Source organism: Streptomyces sp. NPDC060049, assembly GCF_042736715.1.
Lineage (GTDB): Bacteria > Actinomycetota > Actinomycetes > Streptomycetales > Streptomycetaceae > Streptomyces.
This window is the reverse complement of record NZ_JBHWVV010000004.1, coordinates 426,657-442,836: the sequence shown is the minus strand read 5'-3', so window position 1 is coordinate 442,836 and position 16,180 is coordinate 426,657. Positions and strand designations below refer to the sequence as shown.

The following is a 16,180-nucleotide window of genomic DNA, read 5'->3' as shown; positions in this document are numbered from 1 at the left end:
GCCTAGCGCCGCAGCTTCGCCATCAGTGCCCGCGCGTCCTCGATCATCGCCGCCTCGATCGCGTCCTCGTCGACTCCGGTGGCGCCCGGCACCGCTCCGCCCTCGTCCTCCGTCTGCTGGTACCACTCCACGGTCAGCGTGAAGACGGCTCCTCCGTCGAGCACCATGAGCCGCTTCCCGCTGTCCGCGTAGTACGGGTCGAGCACCGCCCGGTCTCCGAGCCCCGGCACCTCCCGGCGATCCCCGAGGTCCAGCCGGAACCCCGGCGTCGTTCCCGGGCCGGTGGCGAACTCCTCGGCGGGGTCGCCCTTCTTGTGCAGCTCGACCAGCACCCGGGTCAAGTACAGGACGGCCCCCTTCTCGTACTGCGTGCCGGCCTGGCAGTAGGACCAGTCCTGCGCGCGGTCCACGCCCTCGCCGCTCGTCCGCCCTTCGAACGTCCGGCCGATGGTCTGGTCGAGCGCCTTCAAGTCGGCCTCCTTGCACAGGTCGCCGGAGTGCCGGTAGTCGATGCGCGGAGCGCTGGAGAAACGATCCTGCGCGGCCAGCGCGCCCGCCCACACCGCCGAGGCCACCACGACCCCGCCCAGCGCCCACAGCCACGGGGCGCGCGGGCCCCGCACCCGCTCGCGCGAAGGGTCCGGCGCCGCCTCCGGCACACCGGCCGGCCCCGCAGTGTCCCAGTCCCCGTCGATCTCGGGCTCGCCGATCATTCCCCGCCCCTCCCGCGACTCCGTGCGCAGCGCCTCCGTGAGGGCCTGCGTGTCGACGATCATCGCAGTCGGCATCGCGCCGGGTTCGGACTTCTGCGCCTTTGCCGGTCCCGGCGCGCGGTCACGACGACGCGGCTCCCGCCGTCGAACTCAGGCCCGGTCGTCGCCCTTCCGCGTCTCCTCCGCACCGGGTGCCAGGCCCAGGGCCGTCGCCCCGTGCGGCCCGGGGCCGACCGGGGCGGATCCGGGGTGCAACTGGTCGCGGGAGTAGGCCCGCAGGTAGACGACGACGGTGTTGGTGACGGCCACCAGCGGGACGGCGACCACCGCTCCGCCGATGCCCGCGATCATGCCGCCCGCCGCCACCGACAGCACCACCGCGAGCGGGTGGACCCGTACGGCCCGTCCCAGGATGAAGGGCTGGAGCACGTGGCCCTCGATCTGCTGCACCGCCAGGACCACCAGCAGCACCATCAGGGCGGTGAACGGCCCCTGGGTCACCAGCGCGACGACCACCGCGAGGGCTCCGGAGACCACGGCGCCGACGAGCGGGATGAACGCGAACAGGAAGATGAAGACGGCGAGGGGCACGGCCATCGTCACGTCGAGGAAGTAGAGCCCGAGGCCGATGAAGATGGCGTCGATGAGGGCGACGAGGACGGTACCGCGCACGTACGCGGTCAGGGTGCGCCAGGCGCGCGGGCCGGCGCCGGCCACGCCGGGGCGGGCGGCCGCCGGGAGCAGGCCCATCGTCCAGATCCAGATGCGCTTGCCGTCGTAGAGCAGGAAGAGCGTGGAGAACATCGCGAGCAGCATGCCGGTCAGCACTTCGACGAGGACCGTGACGCCTTGCAGGCCGGCGGAGGTGATCTGCTCGGTGTTGGTGCCGATCGTCTCGCTGAGGTTCTTCGCGATGTCGTTGATCTGCTTCTCGGTCACGTGGAACGGACTGTCCAGTGCCCAGAGTTTGAGCTCGTTGATGCCGTCCCGGACGCGGTCGGAGAGCTGGTCCAGGTTGTCCATGACCTGCCAGACCACGAACCAGCCGACCAGCCCGATGACCACGAAGCCGAGGATCGCGGTGACGGCGGTGGCCGGCCCCCGCGGCATGCCGAGCCGGCGAAGCCTCACCACGAAGGGCTGGAGCAGGGCGGTGACCAGGAGGGCGGCGGCGAAGGCGAGGACGACCAGGCGGACTTCGCTGATCACCCTCATCACGACCCAGAGCATCCCGGCGAGGAGCAGCAGCCGCCAGCTGGCCTCGGCGGCGACGCGCACGCCCCACGGGATGACGCTCACCGGGTCGGGGCGCTGCGGGACGGCGAAGCCCCCGGCGGGGTGCTCGGCGCCGGGGGGCGCGGACGCGGCGGAGGCCGTGGCCCCGCCGGGCGCCCCGGCGGACGCGGCGGTCCCGACGGGCACGTGGCCGGGGGGACGCAGCAGCAGATCACCGGAGGTCTCGGCCTCGACTTCGGCGCGCCGCTCCGCGAGCCGCGCCTCCACGCGGCTCAGCTTGCTCCCGAGCCGGCCGAGCCAGCCTGCCGTCTTCGCCATGTCGTTCCCTTCCCCCCGCTCCGCACCCGTATGCCCGGACACACCTCGAAGACCGTACACGCGAGGAGCCCCGCACCGTAGGACGGTGCGGGGCTCCTCGAGGTTGAGGCGGGGGCGCCTCTGGTGCCCGGTGGACTAGTACCAGCCGTTGGCCTGGTGGAAGTTCCAGGCCGCGCACGGGCTCCCGTAGCGGACGTTCATGTAGTTCAGACCCCACTCGATCTGGGTGGCGGGGTTGGTGCGCCAGTCGGCGCCGGCCGAGGCCATCTTCGAACCGGGCAGGGCCTGGACGAGACCGTAGGCGCCCGAGGACTTGTTCACGGCCAGGTAGTTCCAGGTGGATTCCTGGTTGATGATCTTGGAGAAGCACTGGAACTGCCCCGACGGGACCATCTGCTGGGCGATCGCCTTGACCTGCGCGACGGTGTAGGAGGGCTGGAGCGCGAAGTCGGCTCCGTCGCGGGAGGCGGAACGGCTGGCAGCCTGCTCCTTCTCGTCGCGCTCCTTCTTCGCCTTCTCGTCCGCGGCCTTCTGGGCGTCGGCCTTCTTGGACTTGGCGTCCTGGGCCGCCTGGATGCGGGCCGCCTCCTCGGCCGAGCGCTTGGCGTCGGAGTCGGCGGCGAGCGCGATGGCGTCGGCCTGCTGGGTCAGGGAGGCGTTCTGGACCTGAGCCTGCTCGCCGACAGGGATGTCGGTGAGGAGAGTCGTCCCGGACGCGGTCGTCTCGAGATCGTTCGAGGCGGGGTCGCCGGTGGCAACGCCCACGACTGCGCCGACGGTGGTGACCGCCGTGGCCGAAGCCACAGCGAAACCCCGAACCGAGATCCGGCTCACACGGTGTCCTTCCAGCAGCGTCCGCAGTGACCGCGCGGGCGCAAGAGTGCCCCTCGACACTGGCCTCCATGGTGGTGCGGTCACTGGAGACGCGGGCCCGTGGGCAACTCCCTCGCGGGAGTGCCCCGTGATGCTCCGGGCGGCATACGGCGGTCGGTTGTGAAGTTAGTGGTACTGCGCGCATCTCACGGGAGATACAGGTGTGCCGTATGCGGGGCCTGACGGAAAACAGACTCTGCCGGACCGCGACACCGCAGGGCAATTATCCGTTGCGTGGGAAAGGTCACACCTGGTGCGTCGCCATTGTTTTCGCCGAAGCCCTGTGCACGAAGGCGCCGTCCGGCTAGGCTCTCGGGCCTTTGCCGGACGGCGCCAACTCGCCTTCCCGCTATGGGGTTCTTACTGGGGTTTTCGTCCTGTTTCGACTTACAGGGTCTCCAGCATCTCGGTGACCAGTGCGGCGATCGGGGAGCGCTCGGAGCGGGTCAGCGTGACGTGCGCGAAGAGCGGATGCCCCTTCAACTTCTCGACCACGGCGACGACTCCGTCGTAGCGGCCGACCCGCAGGTTGTCCCGCTGGGCCACGTCGTGGGTCAGAACGACCCGCGAATTGGCCCCGATCCGGGACAGAACGGTCAGCAGGACATTGCGCTCCAGCGACTGCGCCTCGTCCACGATCACGAAGGCGTCGTGCAGCGAGCGGCCCCGGATGTGCGTCAGCGGGAGGACTTCCAGCATCCCGCGGTTCAGCACCTCCTCGATGACCTCGCGCCCGGCGACCGCCGAGAGGGTGTCGAAGACCGCCTGCGCCCAGGGGCTCATCTTCTCGGCGGCGTCCCCGGGCAGGTAGCCGAGGTCCTGGCCGCCGACCGCGTACAGCGGCCGGAAGACCATCACCTTCTGATGCTGCCTCCGCTCCAGCACGGCCTCCAGGCCCGCGCACAGCGCCAGCGCCGACTTTCCGGTGCCGGCCCGGCCGCCCATCGAGATGATCCCGATCTCGGGGTCGAGGAGGAGATCGAGCGCGATCCGCTGCTCGGCGCTGCGGCCGTGCAGCCCGAAGGCCTCGCGGTCGCCCCGTACGAGCTTCACGTTGCCGTCGGCGGTGACGCGGCCGAGCGCCTTGCCTCGCTCGGACTGCAGGACCAGGCCGGTGTGCACGGGAAGTTCCGCGGCCTCCGGCACGTGGAGCCGCTCCTCGGTGTAGAGGAGGTCCACCTGTTCGCCGGAGAGCGCCAGCTCGCTCATGCCGGTCCAGCCGGCATCGGTGATCGCGAGCTCCGCGCGGTACTCCTCGGCGATCAGCCCCACGGAGGAGGCCTTGATGCGCAGCGGGAGATCCTTCGAGACGACCGTGACGTCGTATCCCTCGGCCTGGAGATTGCGGGCGACCGCGAGGATGCGCGAGTCGTTGTCCCCCAGTCGGAAGCCTGCCGGGAGCACGCCCGGGTCGGAGTGGTTGAGCTCGACACGCAAGGTGCCGCCGAGATCGCCCAGCGGGATGGGTGCGTCGAGGCGACCGTACCGAACCCGGAAGTCGTCGAGCAGGCGCAGGGCCTGACGTGCGAAGTAGCCGAGTTCGGGATGGTGCCTCTTTGCCTCCAGCTCGGTGATCACCACGATCGGGAGCACGACCTCGTGCTCGTCGAAGCGGGAGATCGCGTTGGGGTCTGCCAGCAGGACGCTGGTGTCGAGGACGTAGGTCCGCCTGTCGGGCAGGCGGCGCTTTGTGCTGGTCACCACGGAAGGACGTACCCCCTCGGAAGAGGTCGGGCCATGAAGACCGGACCGGTCATCGGCACCCATGCGCGGGCCGATTTCCGGCCCTCCACTCCGTCCGTGCGAACCGCACGTGCGTCCTGGTGCAAAGGGCCTCCCGGGCGGACGACCCCATGCCGTCCGCTGAGACTCGACACCCGTGGATCGGGCGTCGACCTGCAAGGGGTATTCCCCGTATGGGTCCAGCCATGCCATGGCATATGACGGACGCTCGGTGAATCCCTGGTGAAGGCCTCGCGCGGCGGCCCCGAAAGCGGGCGGGGGGCGTGCGGGAGCACGCGGACGGCGCGCCGCGGAAGGATCCGGGCGCGCCGTGAGGTGCCGAAGGGGCGTCAGACACCCGCAGGTCAGGTGTCGTACGAGGGGCCGCGCGGGTGACTCAGGCGCCGTAGCGCCGGTGGCGGGCGGCGTAGTCGCGCAGGGCGCGGAGGAAGTCGACCTTGCGGAAGGCGGGCCAGAAGACTTCGCAGAAGTAGTACTCCGAGTGCGCGCTCTGCCACAGCATGAATCCGGACAGCCGCTGTTCGCCGCTGGTGCGGATCACGAGGTCCGGGTCGGGCTGGCCGCGCGTGTAGAGGTGCTCCGCGATGTGGTCGATGTCGAGGATCTCGGCGAGCTCCTCGAAGGAGGTGCCCTTCGAGGCGTGCTCCAGCAGGAGCGAGCGGACCGCGTCGGCGATCTCCTGGCGGCCGCCGTAGCCCACGGCGACGTTGACGAGTATCCCGTCGACGCCCCGGGTGACCTCCTCGGCCTCCTTCAGGACGTTCTGCGTCCCGGCGGGCAGGATGTCGAGGTTGCCCACGTGGTGGACGCGCCAGCGTCCGTCGGCGGCGAGGCCGCGCACCGTGTTCTCGATGATGTTGAGCAGCGGGCGGAGCTCGACCTCGGGCCGGTCCAGGTTGTCCGTGGAGAGCATCCACAGGGTGACGACCTCGACGTCCGTCTCGGTGCACCAGCCCAGCATCTCGGAGATCTTGTCGGCCCCGGCCTGGTGGCCCTGTTCCGTGGTGCCCCCGGACGCCTTCGCCCAGCGGCGGTTCCCGTCCAGAATGACGCCGATGTGCTTGGGCGCCGCGTCATGGTCGAGGCGGCCTTCCACCCGGCGTGCGTAGAGCCTGTACACCAGGTCGCGCAGCTTCACGATCTTCCAGCCCCTCCGTGCCAATGCCCCCGTGCGAAATGCGGTACCCCCGAGTCCGCCACATTACTGCGCGGCGGGATCGGGTACCCAACTCGGTCATGTCACAAGTCCGTGATAGGGAGGACAACGTGACTGAAAACAATCCCTATCGGGCAGAGCCCGCGCGCTACGACTCCATGGAGTACCGGCGCACCGGCCGCAGCGGCCTCAAGCTCCCCGCGATCTCCCTCGGCCTCTGGCACAACTTCGGCGACGACGCCTCGCTGGCCTCCCAGCGGTCGATCCTGCGCCGGGCCTTCGACCTCGGCATCACCCACTTCGACCTCGCGAACAACTACGGCCCGCCCCCCGGCTCGGCCGAGCTCAACTTCGGCAAGATCTTCGCGCAGGACTTCGCGTCCCACCGCGACGAGCTGGTGCTCTCCACCAAGGCCGGCTACCTGATGCACCCGGGGCCCTACGGCGAGTGGGGCAGCCGCAAGTACCTGCTCGGTTCGCTGGACGCGTCGCTGAAGCGGATGGGCGTCGACTACGTCGACGTCTTCTACTCGCACCGCTTCGACCCGGACACACCGCTGGAGGAGACCATGGGCGCTCTCGCGTCCGCGGTCCAGCAGGGCAAGGCGCTGTACGTCGGCGTGTCCTCGTACACCGCGGAGCAGACGGCGCAGGCGGCCCGGCTGCTGCGGGAGATGGGCGTCCGCCCCCTCATCCACCAGCCCTCCTACTCCATGATCAACCGCTGGACGGAGGAGGACGGCCTGCTGGACACCCTGGAGGAGGCCGGCATGGGCTGCATCTCCTTCGTGCCGCTCGCGCAGGGCCTGCTGACCGGCAAGTACCTCAAGGGCATCCCGGAGGGCTCGCGGGCCACGCAGGGCAAGTCCCTGAACCCGGCCCTGCTGTCGCAGGACGTCGTGCGCCGGCTGAACGGGCTGAACGACATCGCGGCGCGGCGCGGCCAGACACTGGCGCAGCTGGCGCTGAACTGGGTACTGCGGGACGAGCGGATGACGTCGGCGCTGATCGGCGCGTCGAGCGTGCGGCAGCTCGAGGAGAACGTGGCTTCCCTGTCCGGCGCACCGCTGTCGGATCAGGAGCTGAAGGAGATCGATTCCTTCGCGGTGTCGACCCCCGGCGCCAACATCTGGGCCCAGCAGGACTGACCTGCGGCTTTGCCCGTCAGCTCCGGAGCACAAAAAACGGGCCGGTCCGTGGGGGGGATACGGACCGGCCCGAGGGGGGGGTTCCACCATAACCCTTCGTAAAGCCCGCTGCGTGCATTGCCGCGCCACGATTACGCTCCGGAGCCGACCGGCGGCGCTCCGGTGGGCCCGAAGGGCCCCACGGGGCGTGCGGGGCCCGGCCACAGCCGGTACGGGGCCCCGCGCGGCCGTCCCCCGTGAGGGGAACCCGGTCCGGGCGCCGGCTTGACGCCCTACGCTGACCCGCATGCGGATCAGGGGGCACTGGCGCGACGGCCGGGCCACGCTCGACATCGACCCGGAGCCGGGGGCGCCAGCTGTGGCGGGACCACCGTCGCAGGCTGCCGTGGAGGTGCCGATGAAAGTGCCGATGAAGGTGCCCGTGGAGGTGGCCGCCTCCTACGCGGCCCGGACGCGGGGGCTGCTCGGGCGGGACGGGATAGAGGGGGCGATGCTCCTCACCCCCGCATCGAGCGTGCACACCTTCCGGATGCGCTTCGCCATCGACGTGGCCCATCTGGACCGCCGGCTCAGGGTCATCGCGCTGACCACCATGCCCCCCGGCCGGCTGGGACTGCCCCGACTGCGCTCGCGCCACGTCCTGGAAGCCGAGGCCGGGGCGATGGCCGCCTGGGGGCTGCGCGTAGGGTCCACCCTCCGGATCCGTCCCGACGCGCGCTAGGCCGGGTTCCGGCCCGGGGGTAGGTTGGGGCGGTTGAGCTGGGGTGGCAGGGGAGCGGCATGACGGAGAACGCGCACATCAAGGCGCTGGAGCAGATCATGCCGGCGACTCACGGCGCCGACGAGGACATCGACTGGCAGGCGGCGGAGGCCGTCTGGGGCAGCCGTTTCCCCGCCGACTTCATCGCCTTCATGGGCCGGTTCGGCGCCGGATCGATCAACGGCGAGGCGAGCGTGCTGCTGCCGCTGCCGAAGCCCGGGCTCCAGTGGGACCCGGCGCAGATGGCGGAGGAGACCGCGAACGCCCGTCAGGTCTGGGAGGCCGAGGGCGGCCGGGCCGCCTTCGACGTGGACCCGGAGTCGATCCTCGCCTGGGGCGTCACGGCCGGCTCCGACATCCTGTGCTGGCTGACGGCCGATCCGGACCCGGACAAGTGGCCCGTCCTGGTGGTCGGCCGCCACACCGCCGACTCCTTCGCGGTGTACCCGTACGGCATGGGCGAGTTCCTCTACCGGCTGTGCTCCGACGAGTTCGACGTGAGCCCCGTCGGCATCACCTTCTGGGACGGCGGCCACCTCAGCTTCGTGCACTGGCAAAAGGCCCAGCGGCGCTGGCAGGAGGGCCGCAACCCCGAAACGGGGGAGCCCGACCCGTACGCGGGCGACTTCGCCGACTGACGCCGGCCGCGCCCGCACCCACCCGCTCCTCCGCCCCCGCTCCCCCAGAACTCCCCCCTCAACCCGTTCCGCGGCCGGAAACGGGCGTTTCGGCATGTCTACGCGCGTCCGAATTATTGAGCTCATATCGGAAAACACCATTCGGAAATGCCGAACTTGGAGCATTGAACACAAGTTCCCACCCAATGGAACCAATCGCCCCGACCCGGGAGAGAATTCCGGCCAACGGGCCATGGAGGGACACCGCAGCCCGGAGTAACTCATAAGTAATAACGCGCCTCAAAAGAAAATCGGGGGAATACACCCGTGCGACGAAGAATCTTCGGCACGGCCGCCACGACGGTCGTGCTCGGTCTGCTGACGCCGCTGGCCGGATGCGGCTCGGACGGAAGCGACGCAGGTGACGGCAGTACGCTCCGCCTCGTCGCCGCCGAATACGGCGACGGCCCCGCCCACAGTTCCAAGGAGTTCTGGGACAAGGTGACGGCCGATTTCAGTGCCGCCAACCCGGGGATCAAGGTCCAGGTCCAGCTGCTTCCCTGGGCCGACATCGACCGCGAAGTCTCCCGTATGGTCAAGGCCGGCAACGCACCGGACATGGCCCTCATGGGCGCTTACTCGGACTTCGCGGCACAGGGCAAGCTCTATTCCGCCGACGAACTCCTCTCGATCACGGCCGAGGCCAACTTCCTCCAGCCGCTCGCCGAGGCCGGATCCGTCGGCAACACCCTCTACGGCCTGCCCTTCGTCGCGAGCAGCCGCCTGCTCTTCCTCAACGAGGCCCTGTTCAAGCAGGCGGGACTCAAGGAGTCCCCCAAGACCTGGTCGGACCTCAAGACCGCCGCCAAGGCGCTCAAGGACAAGGGCGTGAAGTACCCGTACGCCATGCCCCTGGGCCCGGAGGAGGCGCATGCCGAGGCGATGATCTGGGAGCTCAGCAATGGCGGCGGCTACGCCGACAGCAGCGGGAACTACAGCCTGGCCTCCGACCAGAACATCCAGACCTTCAAGTGGATCAAGGAGAACCTGGTCGCCCCCGGCCTGCTCGGGCCCACCCCGCCGTCCCAGCTCAACCGCGCCGACGCCTTCGCCGCCTTCACGCGCGGCGAGGTCGGCATGCTCAACGGCTATCCCTCGCTCGCCCACGAGGCGCGCTCCAAGGGCATCGAGGTGCGACCCGTCGCGATGCCCACCTCGGACTCGCTCGGCGCCGGTGAGAGCACGCCGACCGTCGGCGTGGCCGACTGGATGATGGCGTTCAAGCAGCACGGCCACCGCGCCGAGATCGGCAGGTTCCTGGACTTCGTCTACCAGGACAAGAACCTCTCGGACTTCGCGGGCCGCTACCACCTGCTGCCCTCGACCGTCTCCGCCTCCCGCACGCTGGCCGGCAGCGGCGGCATGGACAAGACCGACACCGAGTTCCTGACGGCGCTGCGCGGCGCCCAGCTCTACCCGGTCAACGACCCGTCCTGGGTGACGGTCAGCGACACCCTCAAGCGCAACATCGGGAGGTCCGTGGACCCGGGCGGCGACCCGAAGGCGGTCCTGGAGGAGATCGCCTCGAAGGCGAGCGAGGCCTCCAAGAAGCACTGAGCCGGCACCGAGGGCCGTCCGTTGCCCTCCACTTCCGAGGCCGCGGACCCGTCGCCCTCCGCGCACCCACGAGGCGCGCGGGGCGGCCGGCCCACCACCGGCCTAGCTCGCGCCCTGGTTCTGCGGGCTGAAGGCGGTGCGGTACTGCTCGCAGTCGGAGTCCCAGGGCAGGGAGCCCGTCAGCGTGCCGTAGCCGGTGCGGGTCACCGACCACTCCACCGTGTACTTCCCGGTGTCACAGGCGATGCGCTTGCCGCCGGGCACCTTCGTACGGCCCGTCGCCGGCCGGTCCGTCAGCTCCTGGCGCACCTCGCCGGCCTTGGCGCGGTTCGCGCTCCGCAGCACCGCGCGCACGACGATCGGGTGCTTGGCGTCCTTGGTCGTGAGCACCTTCTTCACCCCCTGCGAGTCCGCGACCGACCACGCGAACTCGTAGCCGGGCTCCCAGGCCAGGGTCTTCGGGTCGGGGACCTGGCGCTCGTAGTGCTCGGCGCCCTTGGGTCCGGGCCGGGTCACCGTCTTGTACCGGATGCCGGGGTGGAAGCGGAACTGCGCCTCCAGCTTGTGCATGTCGTCCTTGGTCCACATCGACTTCATCGCCTTCTCCCCTCCGCTCGGGTCCTGGAGGTACGCCGCGGCCTCGGCGGCCGTGGCGGCGCCCTGGCAGAGGGCGGGGGCGAGGGCCGCCGCGGCGGTGGCGAGGGCGAGAGCGGCGGTGCGGGTGCGCTTCATGTCCGGACCAACGGGCCCTGCGGCGGCCCGGAACGACGCCGGGCGCGCTTTCACCCGTACGTGGTTCGCGGCGCGGCCACCGCGGCGCGGGCCGGAATATCCGTTGATCGAGCGCGTGTTGGGGTGTGCGGGAGCCGGTCCCGGCGCCGGCCCGACCAGGGGGATGCAGACGATGACCGCGGATGTGAACGGCACGGTGGCGGCGGGCTGGGAGCCGGTGCGCGAGGAGTTCGAGGCCTTCGTGGCCGCAGAGCGGATCTCCCCGGAGGCCCAGCTCGCGGTGCACCACCGGGGTCGGCGCGTGGTCGACCTGTGGGCCGGCGAGGACACCGGCGCGGACACCCTGAGCGGTGTCTTCTCGATCACCAAGGGCGCGGCCCACCTGGTGGTGGCACTGCTCGCGCAGGACGGCGAACTGGAGCTGGACCGGCCCGTTTCGGCGTACTGGCCGGAGTTCACAGGACACGGCAAGGAGCGGCTGACGGTGCGGCAGCTGGTCGCGCACCAGTCCGGACTGGTCAACACCGCGGACGGCTTCGACTACGAGGAGCTCGCGGACGACGCGCTGATCGCGGCGCGGCTGGCCGGACAACGGCCGTACTGGGAGCCGGGGACGGCGTACGGCTACCACGCCTACGTCATCGGCGCGCTGACCGGCGAGGTCGTGCGCCGGGCGACGGGACGCTCGCTCCAGGAGACGTACGAGGAGCGGATCCGCGCGCCGTTCGGGCTGGACCTGTACATGGGACTGCCCGAGGAGCACGAGGCGCGCCGGCGGCCGGTCCTGGAGATGGCGCCGACGCCGGAGCAGGAAGCCGAGGGCGCGGAGCTCGCGGCGGCCGCTTCGGAACTGCTGCCGGTGGCCTTCAACCTGCACCGCGACCCGCCCGCGGACCTCGTCGCCTTCGCCAACCACCCGCGGGTACGGGCCCTCGGCCCGGCCTCGACCGGAGGCATCGGCTCCGCGCGGGCCGTCGCGGGGATGTACGCGGCCGCGATCGGCGTCCTGGACGGCCGGCCCGCGCTGCTGACCCCGCGGACGGCGGCCGATGTGGCCCGCTCGCACGGGGCGGGAATGGGACCGGACCTGGTGACGGGTGAGGCCGACCACTTCGGCCTGGGCTTCGAGCGCCAGCCGGCGGTCGGCCCCGAGGCCTTCGGGCACTCGGGCGCGGCGGGCGCGCAGGGCTTCGCCGACCCGGTGACGGGCGTCGCGTACGGCTACACCCGCCGCCGTTTCGCCTTCCCCGGCGGACGCGCCGCGGAGAACGACCCCCTGACGGCGGCGGTCCTGAAGGTGGCCAGGGGCTGAGGGTGGCCAGGGGCTCGGGGGGCGGGCCGGGCCGGGGCCGAGTGGCTGGAGCCGGGTGGGCAGGGGCCGAGGGTGGCCGGGCCGAGGGCGGCCGGCCGGCTGTGCTGACACCGGCTCGGGGCCTCGCGTCGGCCGACGCCCGGACGCCGTCCCGACCTCCCCCGTGCTGACGTCGGCTCAGGAGCTGGGGCCGGTGACGACCGGGAACCCGGTGGGCCGGCCCTGCTCCTTCAGCCAGGCCAGGACCTGGTCGAGGGCCTCGACGGTCTGGGCTCGGTTGCCGCCGCCGTCGTGGAAGAGGACGGTGGGGCCGTTCTTCATCTCGCGCTTGACCGTGTCGACGATCGCGGCGGCACCGGGCTTCTGGAAGTCCTTGCTGTCGATGTTCCAGCCCAGCGGCCGCATGCCCTCGGCGGCGGCCAGAGCCCGGCTCTCGGGGGTGAACGCCCCGCCGGGGGCCCGGTAGTACTCCACCTTGGCCCCGCCGCCCGCCGCGTCCTCTATCATCTTCTTCGCGTCGAGGATCTGCTGCCGCTGGTAGTCGAGGGGCTTCTTGTCCATCGCCGTGTCGTGGTCCATGGCGTGGTCGCAGAGCCGGTGGCCGCCCGCGACGACCCTCTTGACCAGGTCGGGGTGGGCCTTGGCCTGCGGGCCGATCATGCAGAAGGTCGCCTTCACGTCGTACTGCGCGAGGACCTCCAGCACCTCCGGGGTCCACTGGGGGTCGGGCCCGTCGTCGATGGTGATGTTGACCGCGTCCGCGCCGCTCTCCGACGCGTGGGCTATGCCGTCCGGGACCTGACGCCCCGGATCCCCGGGCGCCCGCGGGTCGGTGGCGCCGCCTCCCTGCGCGGGGTCATCCGTCGGCCGGGCGACGTTCCCCTGCTTCGCGTCGTGGCCCGGGTCGGCGATGGCCGTCACCGCCCACACCGTCGCCGCCACCGCCACTGCCGCCCCGCCGACGGCCACCCGTGCCCGAATGCCCTCCATGTGCGCGCGCGCCATGAACCCCATGTGTTGTCTCAACTCCCCATCCGACGTCCGCCTTGTGAGCTCGCACTGGTCAGGACGTCGGGCGGGGATGAGAAGTTCCAGCCGAATGGCCCATAAATTCCTTGTTGGATGACTTTGTTCCTTGATCGTCCCGAATTCCGTCACGCTTGGAACCACGGACGACCGGAGACCAACTGCCGGACATCCGGGCCGAAGTCACGGGGTCCGCGCGGCAGTTCAATCCGCGGCACGCGAACGGACGGTCGGCGCGACCTGCTCCCGGAAGGCGGCGAGCTGCTCCACGGCGCCGCCGGTGCTCGAGTCGCAGCTCCGGGCAGAGCCAGGGCGCGGAGAGGGGCGGGTGGTGCAAGCTCCGCGCCGCGACCGGGCCGGGCCTGCCCGCGCACGACGCGGGCCCGGCCCGGTGGATGGGTGCATCCACCGGGCCGGGCCCGTCGTGCGCGTCGGGGTGATTCGACCGCGGGCGCCTCGCCCGCGCCGTCTCAGTGGGCGACGGAGGCCGCCTGCGCGGCGGGCGCCTCCTTGTCCGTGTCGCCGCCGGGGGCGCCGGCCGGGCCCGCGCCCCGCAGCGGGACCTCCTTGACGAACCAGGCGGCCGCGAAGCCCAGTACCGCGATGCCCGCGCCGAGCAGGAACGCCGAGTGGGTACCGGCGGCCACCGCGTGCTGGTAGGCGTCGCGGACGGCCTCGGGGAGCTTCGCCAGGCTGGCGGCGTCGAGCTGGGCGGAGCCCGCTGCCGTCGCCGCCTGCGGGCCGAGGCGCTCGCTCATCGTGGAGGTGACCTGGCTGGTGAAGAGGGAGCCCATCAGCGCCACGCCGAAGGAGCCGCCGAGCGTGCGGAACAGGGTGGCCGAGGAGGACGCGACGCCCATGTCCTTCATCTCGACGCTGTTCTGCGCGACCAGCATCGTGATCTGCATCAGGAAGCCCAGGCCGGCACCGAGGATGGCCATGTACACGCCCGACAGCAGTCGGGTGGTGCCCGTGTCCATCGTGGCGAGCAGGAAGAGCCCGACGACCATGAGCGCGCCGCCGATGATCGGGAACATCTTGTACTTGCCGCTGTTCGTGGTGATCCGGCCCGCGATCAGCGAGACGGCCATCATCGAGAGCAGCATCGGCAGGAGCAGCAGGCCGGAGTTGGTGGCCGAGGCGCCCTGCACCGACTGCTGGAAGAGCGGGAGGTAGAGCACGCCGCCGAACATGGCGAAACCGACCAGGAAGCCGATCACGGACATGAGCGCGAAGTTGCGGCTACGGAAGATGTGCAGCGGCATGATCGGCTCGGCGGCCTTGGTCTCGACGAAGAGGAACGCGGCGGTGGACAGGACGCCCACGGCGATCAGGCCGATGATCTCGGCGGAGCCCCATGCGTACTCGGTGCCGCCCCAGGTGGTGACGAGGACGGTTGAGGTGATCGCGATGGTCAGCAGTGCCGCGCCGAGGTAGTCGATGCTTCGACGCTCCCCTTGCCCCGTCTTCTTGGGAAGGTGCAGTACCGCGGTGACCATGGCGAGGGCCACGGCGCCGAGGGGCAGGTTGATGTAGAAGGACCAGCGCCAGCCCATGTGGTCGGTGATGGTGCCGCCGACCAGCGGTCCGCCGATCATGGCGAGGGCCATCACGCCGGCCATCATGCCCTGGTACTTGCCGCGCTCGCGGGGCGGGATCAGGTCGCCGATGATCGCCATCACGCCGACCATGAGGCCGCCGGCGCCGAGGCCCTGGATGGCGCGGAAGCCGATGAGCTGGCCCATGTCCTGGGCCATGCCGCTGAGCACCGAGCCGATGAGGAAGATGACGATCGAGGTGAGGAAGGAGCCCTTCCTCCCGTACATGTCGCCGATCTTGCCCCAGATGGGGGTCGAGGCCGCGGTGGCAAGCGTGTATGCGGTGACCACCCATGACAGGTGCTCCAAGCCGCCGAGCTCGCCGACGATGGTGGGCATCGCGGTGCCGATGATCATATTGTCGAGCATGGCCAGCAGCATCGCGATCATGAGGGCCATCAGGACGACCCGTACGCTGCGCGGCTTCACCTCCTCCGAGGCGCCCGCGTTCTTCGTCATATCCGCCATGTTCCACTCCCCTGTGCACGTGCACCGGTCCTGGGCACTTACTTGCCGACCGGCTAGTTCACTACACTGGGGAAGGTAGACCCGTAACTAGCCGGGCGTCAAGTAAGTAATTGGGGAGAGCCATGTCCAGCAGCAGTCCGCAGCAGCGCCGCGGCAACACGCGGCAGCGCATCCAGGACGTCGCGCTGGAGCTCTTCGCCGAGCAGGGGTACGAGAAGACGTCGCTGCGCGAGATCGCGGAGCGGCTGGAGGTCACGAAGGCGGCGCTGTACTACCACTTCAAGACCAAGGAAGACATCATCATCAGCCTCTTCGAGGACCAGAGCCGGCCGATCGACGAGCTGATCGAATGGGCGGAACAGCAGCCGCGGACCCTGGAGACGAAGCGGGAGATCCTGCGGCGCTACAGCGAGGCCATGACGGGCGGCGCCTCGCTGTACCGCTTCATGCAGGAGAACCAGGCCTCGCTGCGGGACCTGAGCATCGGCGACAAGGTCAAGAAGCGCCTCTTCACCCTGGTGGAGCTGCTCCGAACGGGCCAGGAGGACGCCCCCCTGGCCGACCAGGTCCGCTGCGTGAGCGCCCTCTTCACGCTGCACGCGGGAATGATGTTCCTCCAGCACGTCGAGGGCGACCCGGAGGAGACCCGCCAAGCCGCCTTGCAGGTCGCGACGGACCTGATCACGCAGGCGCACCAGCAGGGCTAGCGGGGACTCGGGGGCTCGCGCGGGGACGGGGCTAGCGGGGGCTTGGGGGCTCGCGGGGGGCGGGGCTTCCAGGGGCGGGGGGCATGCGGGGCGCGGACGCGGCGGAGCGTGGTGCGCGGGCCGGGCGGGGACGCGGCCGCACATCGGGGCGCGGGA

14 protein-coding genes are annotated in these 16,180 nt (G+C 70.7%); 6 read left to right on the top strand and 8 right to left on the bottom strand.

Annotated elements, in window-relative coordinates:
- Window positions 1–2: 2 nt before the first annotated feature.
- The 5 genes from ACFWBY_RS09765 to ACFWBY_RS09745 form a co-directional block, all read right to left on the bottom strand.
- Window positions 3–788, bottom strand: coding sequence for a hypothetical protein (locus tag ACFWBY_RS09765; protein ID WP_385341956.1), 786 nt, complete (start codon window positions 786–788; stop codon window positions 3–5).
- 75 nt (window positions 789–863) lie between these two features.
- On the bottom strand, window positions 864–2,267 hold the full coding sequence (locus ACFWBY_RS09760) for an AI-2E family transporter (protein ID WP_385341954.1): 1,404 nt from the start codon (window positions 2,265–2,267) through the stop codon (window positions 864–866).
- Window positions 2,268–2,402: 135 nt separating this feature from the next.
- Complete coding sequence (locus ACFWBY_RS09755; protein ID WP_385341990.1) at window positions 2,403–3,119, bottom strand: transglycosylase SLT domain-containing protein; 717 nt, start codon at window positions 3,117–3,119, stop codon at window positions 2,403–2,405.
- Between the two features lie 408 nt (window positions 3,120–3,527).
- Complete coding sequence (locus ACFWBY_RS09750; RefSeq protein WP_385341952.1) at window positions 3,528–4,844, bottom strand: PhoH family protein; 1,317 nt, start codon at window positions 4,842–4,844, stop codon at window positions 3,528–3,530.
- A gap of 415 nt (window positions 4,845–5,259) precedes the next feature.
- Window positions 5,260–6,021 (bottom strand): isoprenyl transferase, encoded by a 762-nt coding sequence (locus ACFWBY_RS09745; protein ID WP_385341950.1) that lies wholly within the window; start codon window positions 6,019–6,021, stop codon window positions 5,260–5,262.
- A gap of 128 nt (window positions 6,022–6,149) precedes the next feature.
- Here ACFWBY_RS09745 and mgrA point away from each other — a divergent pair, with 128 nt between their 5' ends.
- From mgrA to ACFWBY_RS09725, 4 genes are all read left to right on the top strand, one after another.
- Window positions 6,150–7,187, top strand: a complete 1,038-nt coding sequence (gene mgrA, locus ACFWBY_RS09740; protein WP_385341948.1) for an L-glyceraldehyde 3-phosphate reductase — start codon at window positions 6,150–6,152, stop codon at window positions 7,185–7,187.
- A 286-nt stretch (window positions 7,188–7,473) separates the two neighbouring features.
- Window positions 7,474–7,908 carry a DUF192 domain-containing protein gene (locus tag ACFWBY_RS09735; RefSeq protein ID WP_385341946.1) on the top strand — a complete coding sequence of 145 codons (435 nt, stop codon included), beginning with the start codon at window positions 7,474–7,476 and terminating at the stop codon, window positions 7,906–7,908.
- Between the two features lie 59 nt (window positions 7,909–7,967).
- The gene (locus tag ACFWBY_RS09730) at window positions 7,968–8,585 is read left to right on the top strand and encodes an SMI1/KNR4 family protein (RefSeq protein WP_385341945.1); all 618 of its coding nucleotides are present in this window, start codon (window positions 7,968–7,970) and stop codon (window positions 8,583–8,585) included.
- 306 nt (window positions 8,586–8,891) lie between these two features.
- Complete coding sequence (locus ACFWBY_RS09725; RefSeq protein ID WP_385341943.1) at window positions 8,892–10,181, top strand: extracellular solute-binding protein; 1,290 nt, start codon at window positions 8,892–8,894, stop codon at window positions 10,179–10,181.
- 102 nt (window positions 10,182–10,283) lie between these two features.
- On the opposite strand, the gene ACFWBY_RS09720 is transcribed toward ACFWBY_RS09725, so the two are convergent.
- Window positions 10,284–10,913 carry a hypothetical protein gene (locus tag ACFWBY_RS09720; protein ID WP_385341941.1) on the bottom strand — a complete coding sequence of 210 codons (630 nt, stop codon included), beginning with the start codon at window positions 10,911–10,913 and terminating at the stop codon, window positions 10,284–10,286.
- A gap of 172 nt (window positions 10,914–11,085) precedes the next feature.
- Between ACFWBY_RS09720 and ACFWBY_RS09715 the strand changes: the two genes are divergently transcribed.
- The gene (locus tag ACFWBY_RS09715) at window positions 11,086–12,225 is read left to right on the top strand and encodes a serine hydrolase domain-containing protein (RefSeq protein ID WP_385341940.1); all 1,140 of its coding nucleotides are present in this window, start codon (window positions 11,086–11,088) and stop codon (window positions 12,223–12,225) included.
- A gap of 177 nt (window positions 12,226–12,402) precedes the next feature.
- On the opposite strand, the gene ACFWBY_RS09710 is transcribed toward ACFWBY_RS09715, so the two are convergent.
- The gene (locus ACFWBY_RS09710; protein ID WP_385341989.1) at window positions 12,403–13,230 is read right to left on the bottom strand and encodes a polysaccharide deacetylase family protein; all 828 of its coding nucleotides are present in this window, start codon (window positions 13,228–13,230) and stop codon (window positions 12,403–12,405) included.
- Between the two features lie 491 nt (window positions 13,231–13,721).
- Window positions 13,722–15,317: an MDR family MFS transporter gene (locus ACFWBY_RS09705; protein WP_385337066.1), complete on the bottom strand. Its 1,596-nt coding sequence runs from the start codon at window positions 15,315–15,317 to the stop codon at window positions 13,722–13,724.
- A 122-nt stretch (window positions 15,318–15,439) separates the two neighbouring features.
- Between ACFWBY_RS09705 and ACFWBY_RS09700 the strand changes: the two genes are divergently transcribed.
- Complete coding sequence (locus ACFWBY_RS09700; protein WP_385337063.1) at window positions 15,440–16,024, top strand: TetR/AcrR family transcriptional regulator; 585 nt, start codon at window positions 15,440–15,442, stop codon at window positions 16,022–16,024.
- The last annotated feature ends 156 nt before the right edge of the window (window positions 16,025–16,180 follow it).

Bases quoted from the DNA above. Each gene is read 5' to 3' on its own strand.
- ACFWBY_RS09765 (WP_385341956.1), bottom strand. From the start codon at position 788: ATGCCGACTGCGATGATCGTCGACACGCAGGCCCTCACGGAGGCGCTG.
- ACFWBY_RS09760 (WP_385341954.1), bottom strand. From the start codon at position 2,267: ATGGCGAAGACGGCAGGCTGGCTCGGCCGGCTCGGGAGCAAGCTGAGC.
- ACFWBY_RS09735 (WP_385341946.1), top strand. From the start codon at position 7,474: ATGCGGATCAGGGGGCACTGGCGCGACGGCCGGGCCACGCTCGACATC.
- ACFWBY_RS09730 (WP_385341945.1), top strand. From the start codon at position 7,968: ATGACGGAGAACGCGCACATCAAGGCGCTGGAGCAGATCATGCCGGCG.
- ACFWBY_RS09720 (WP_385341941.1), bottom strand. From the start codon at position 10,913: ATGAAGCGCACCCGCACCGCCGCTCTCGCCCTCGCCACCGCCGCGGCG.
- ACFWBY_RS09715 (WP_385341940.1), top strand. From the start codon at position 11,086: ATGACCGCGGATGTGAACGGCACGGTGGCGGCGGGCTGGGAGCCGGTG.
- ACFWBY_RS09710 (WP_385341989.1), bottom strand. From the start codon at position 13,230: ATGGCGCGCGCGCACATGGAGGGCATTCGGGCACGGGTGGCCGTCGGC.
- ACFWBY_RS09705 (WP_385337066.1), bottom strand. From the start codon at position 15,317: ATGGCGGATATGACGAAGAACGCGGGCGCCTCGGAGGAGGTGAAGCCG.
- ACFWBY_RS09700 (WP_385337063.1), top strand. From the start codon at position 15,440: ATGTCCAGCAGCAGTCCGCAGCAGCGCCGCGGCAACACGCGGCAGCGC.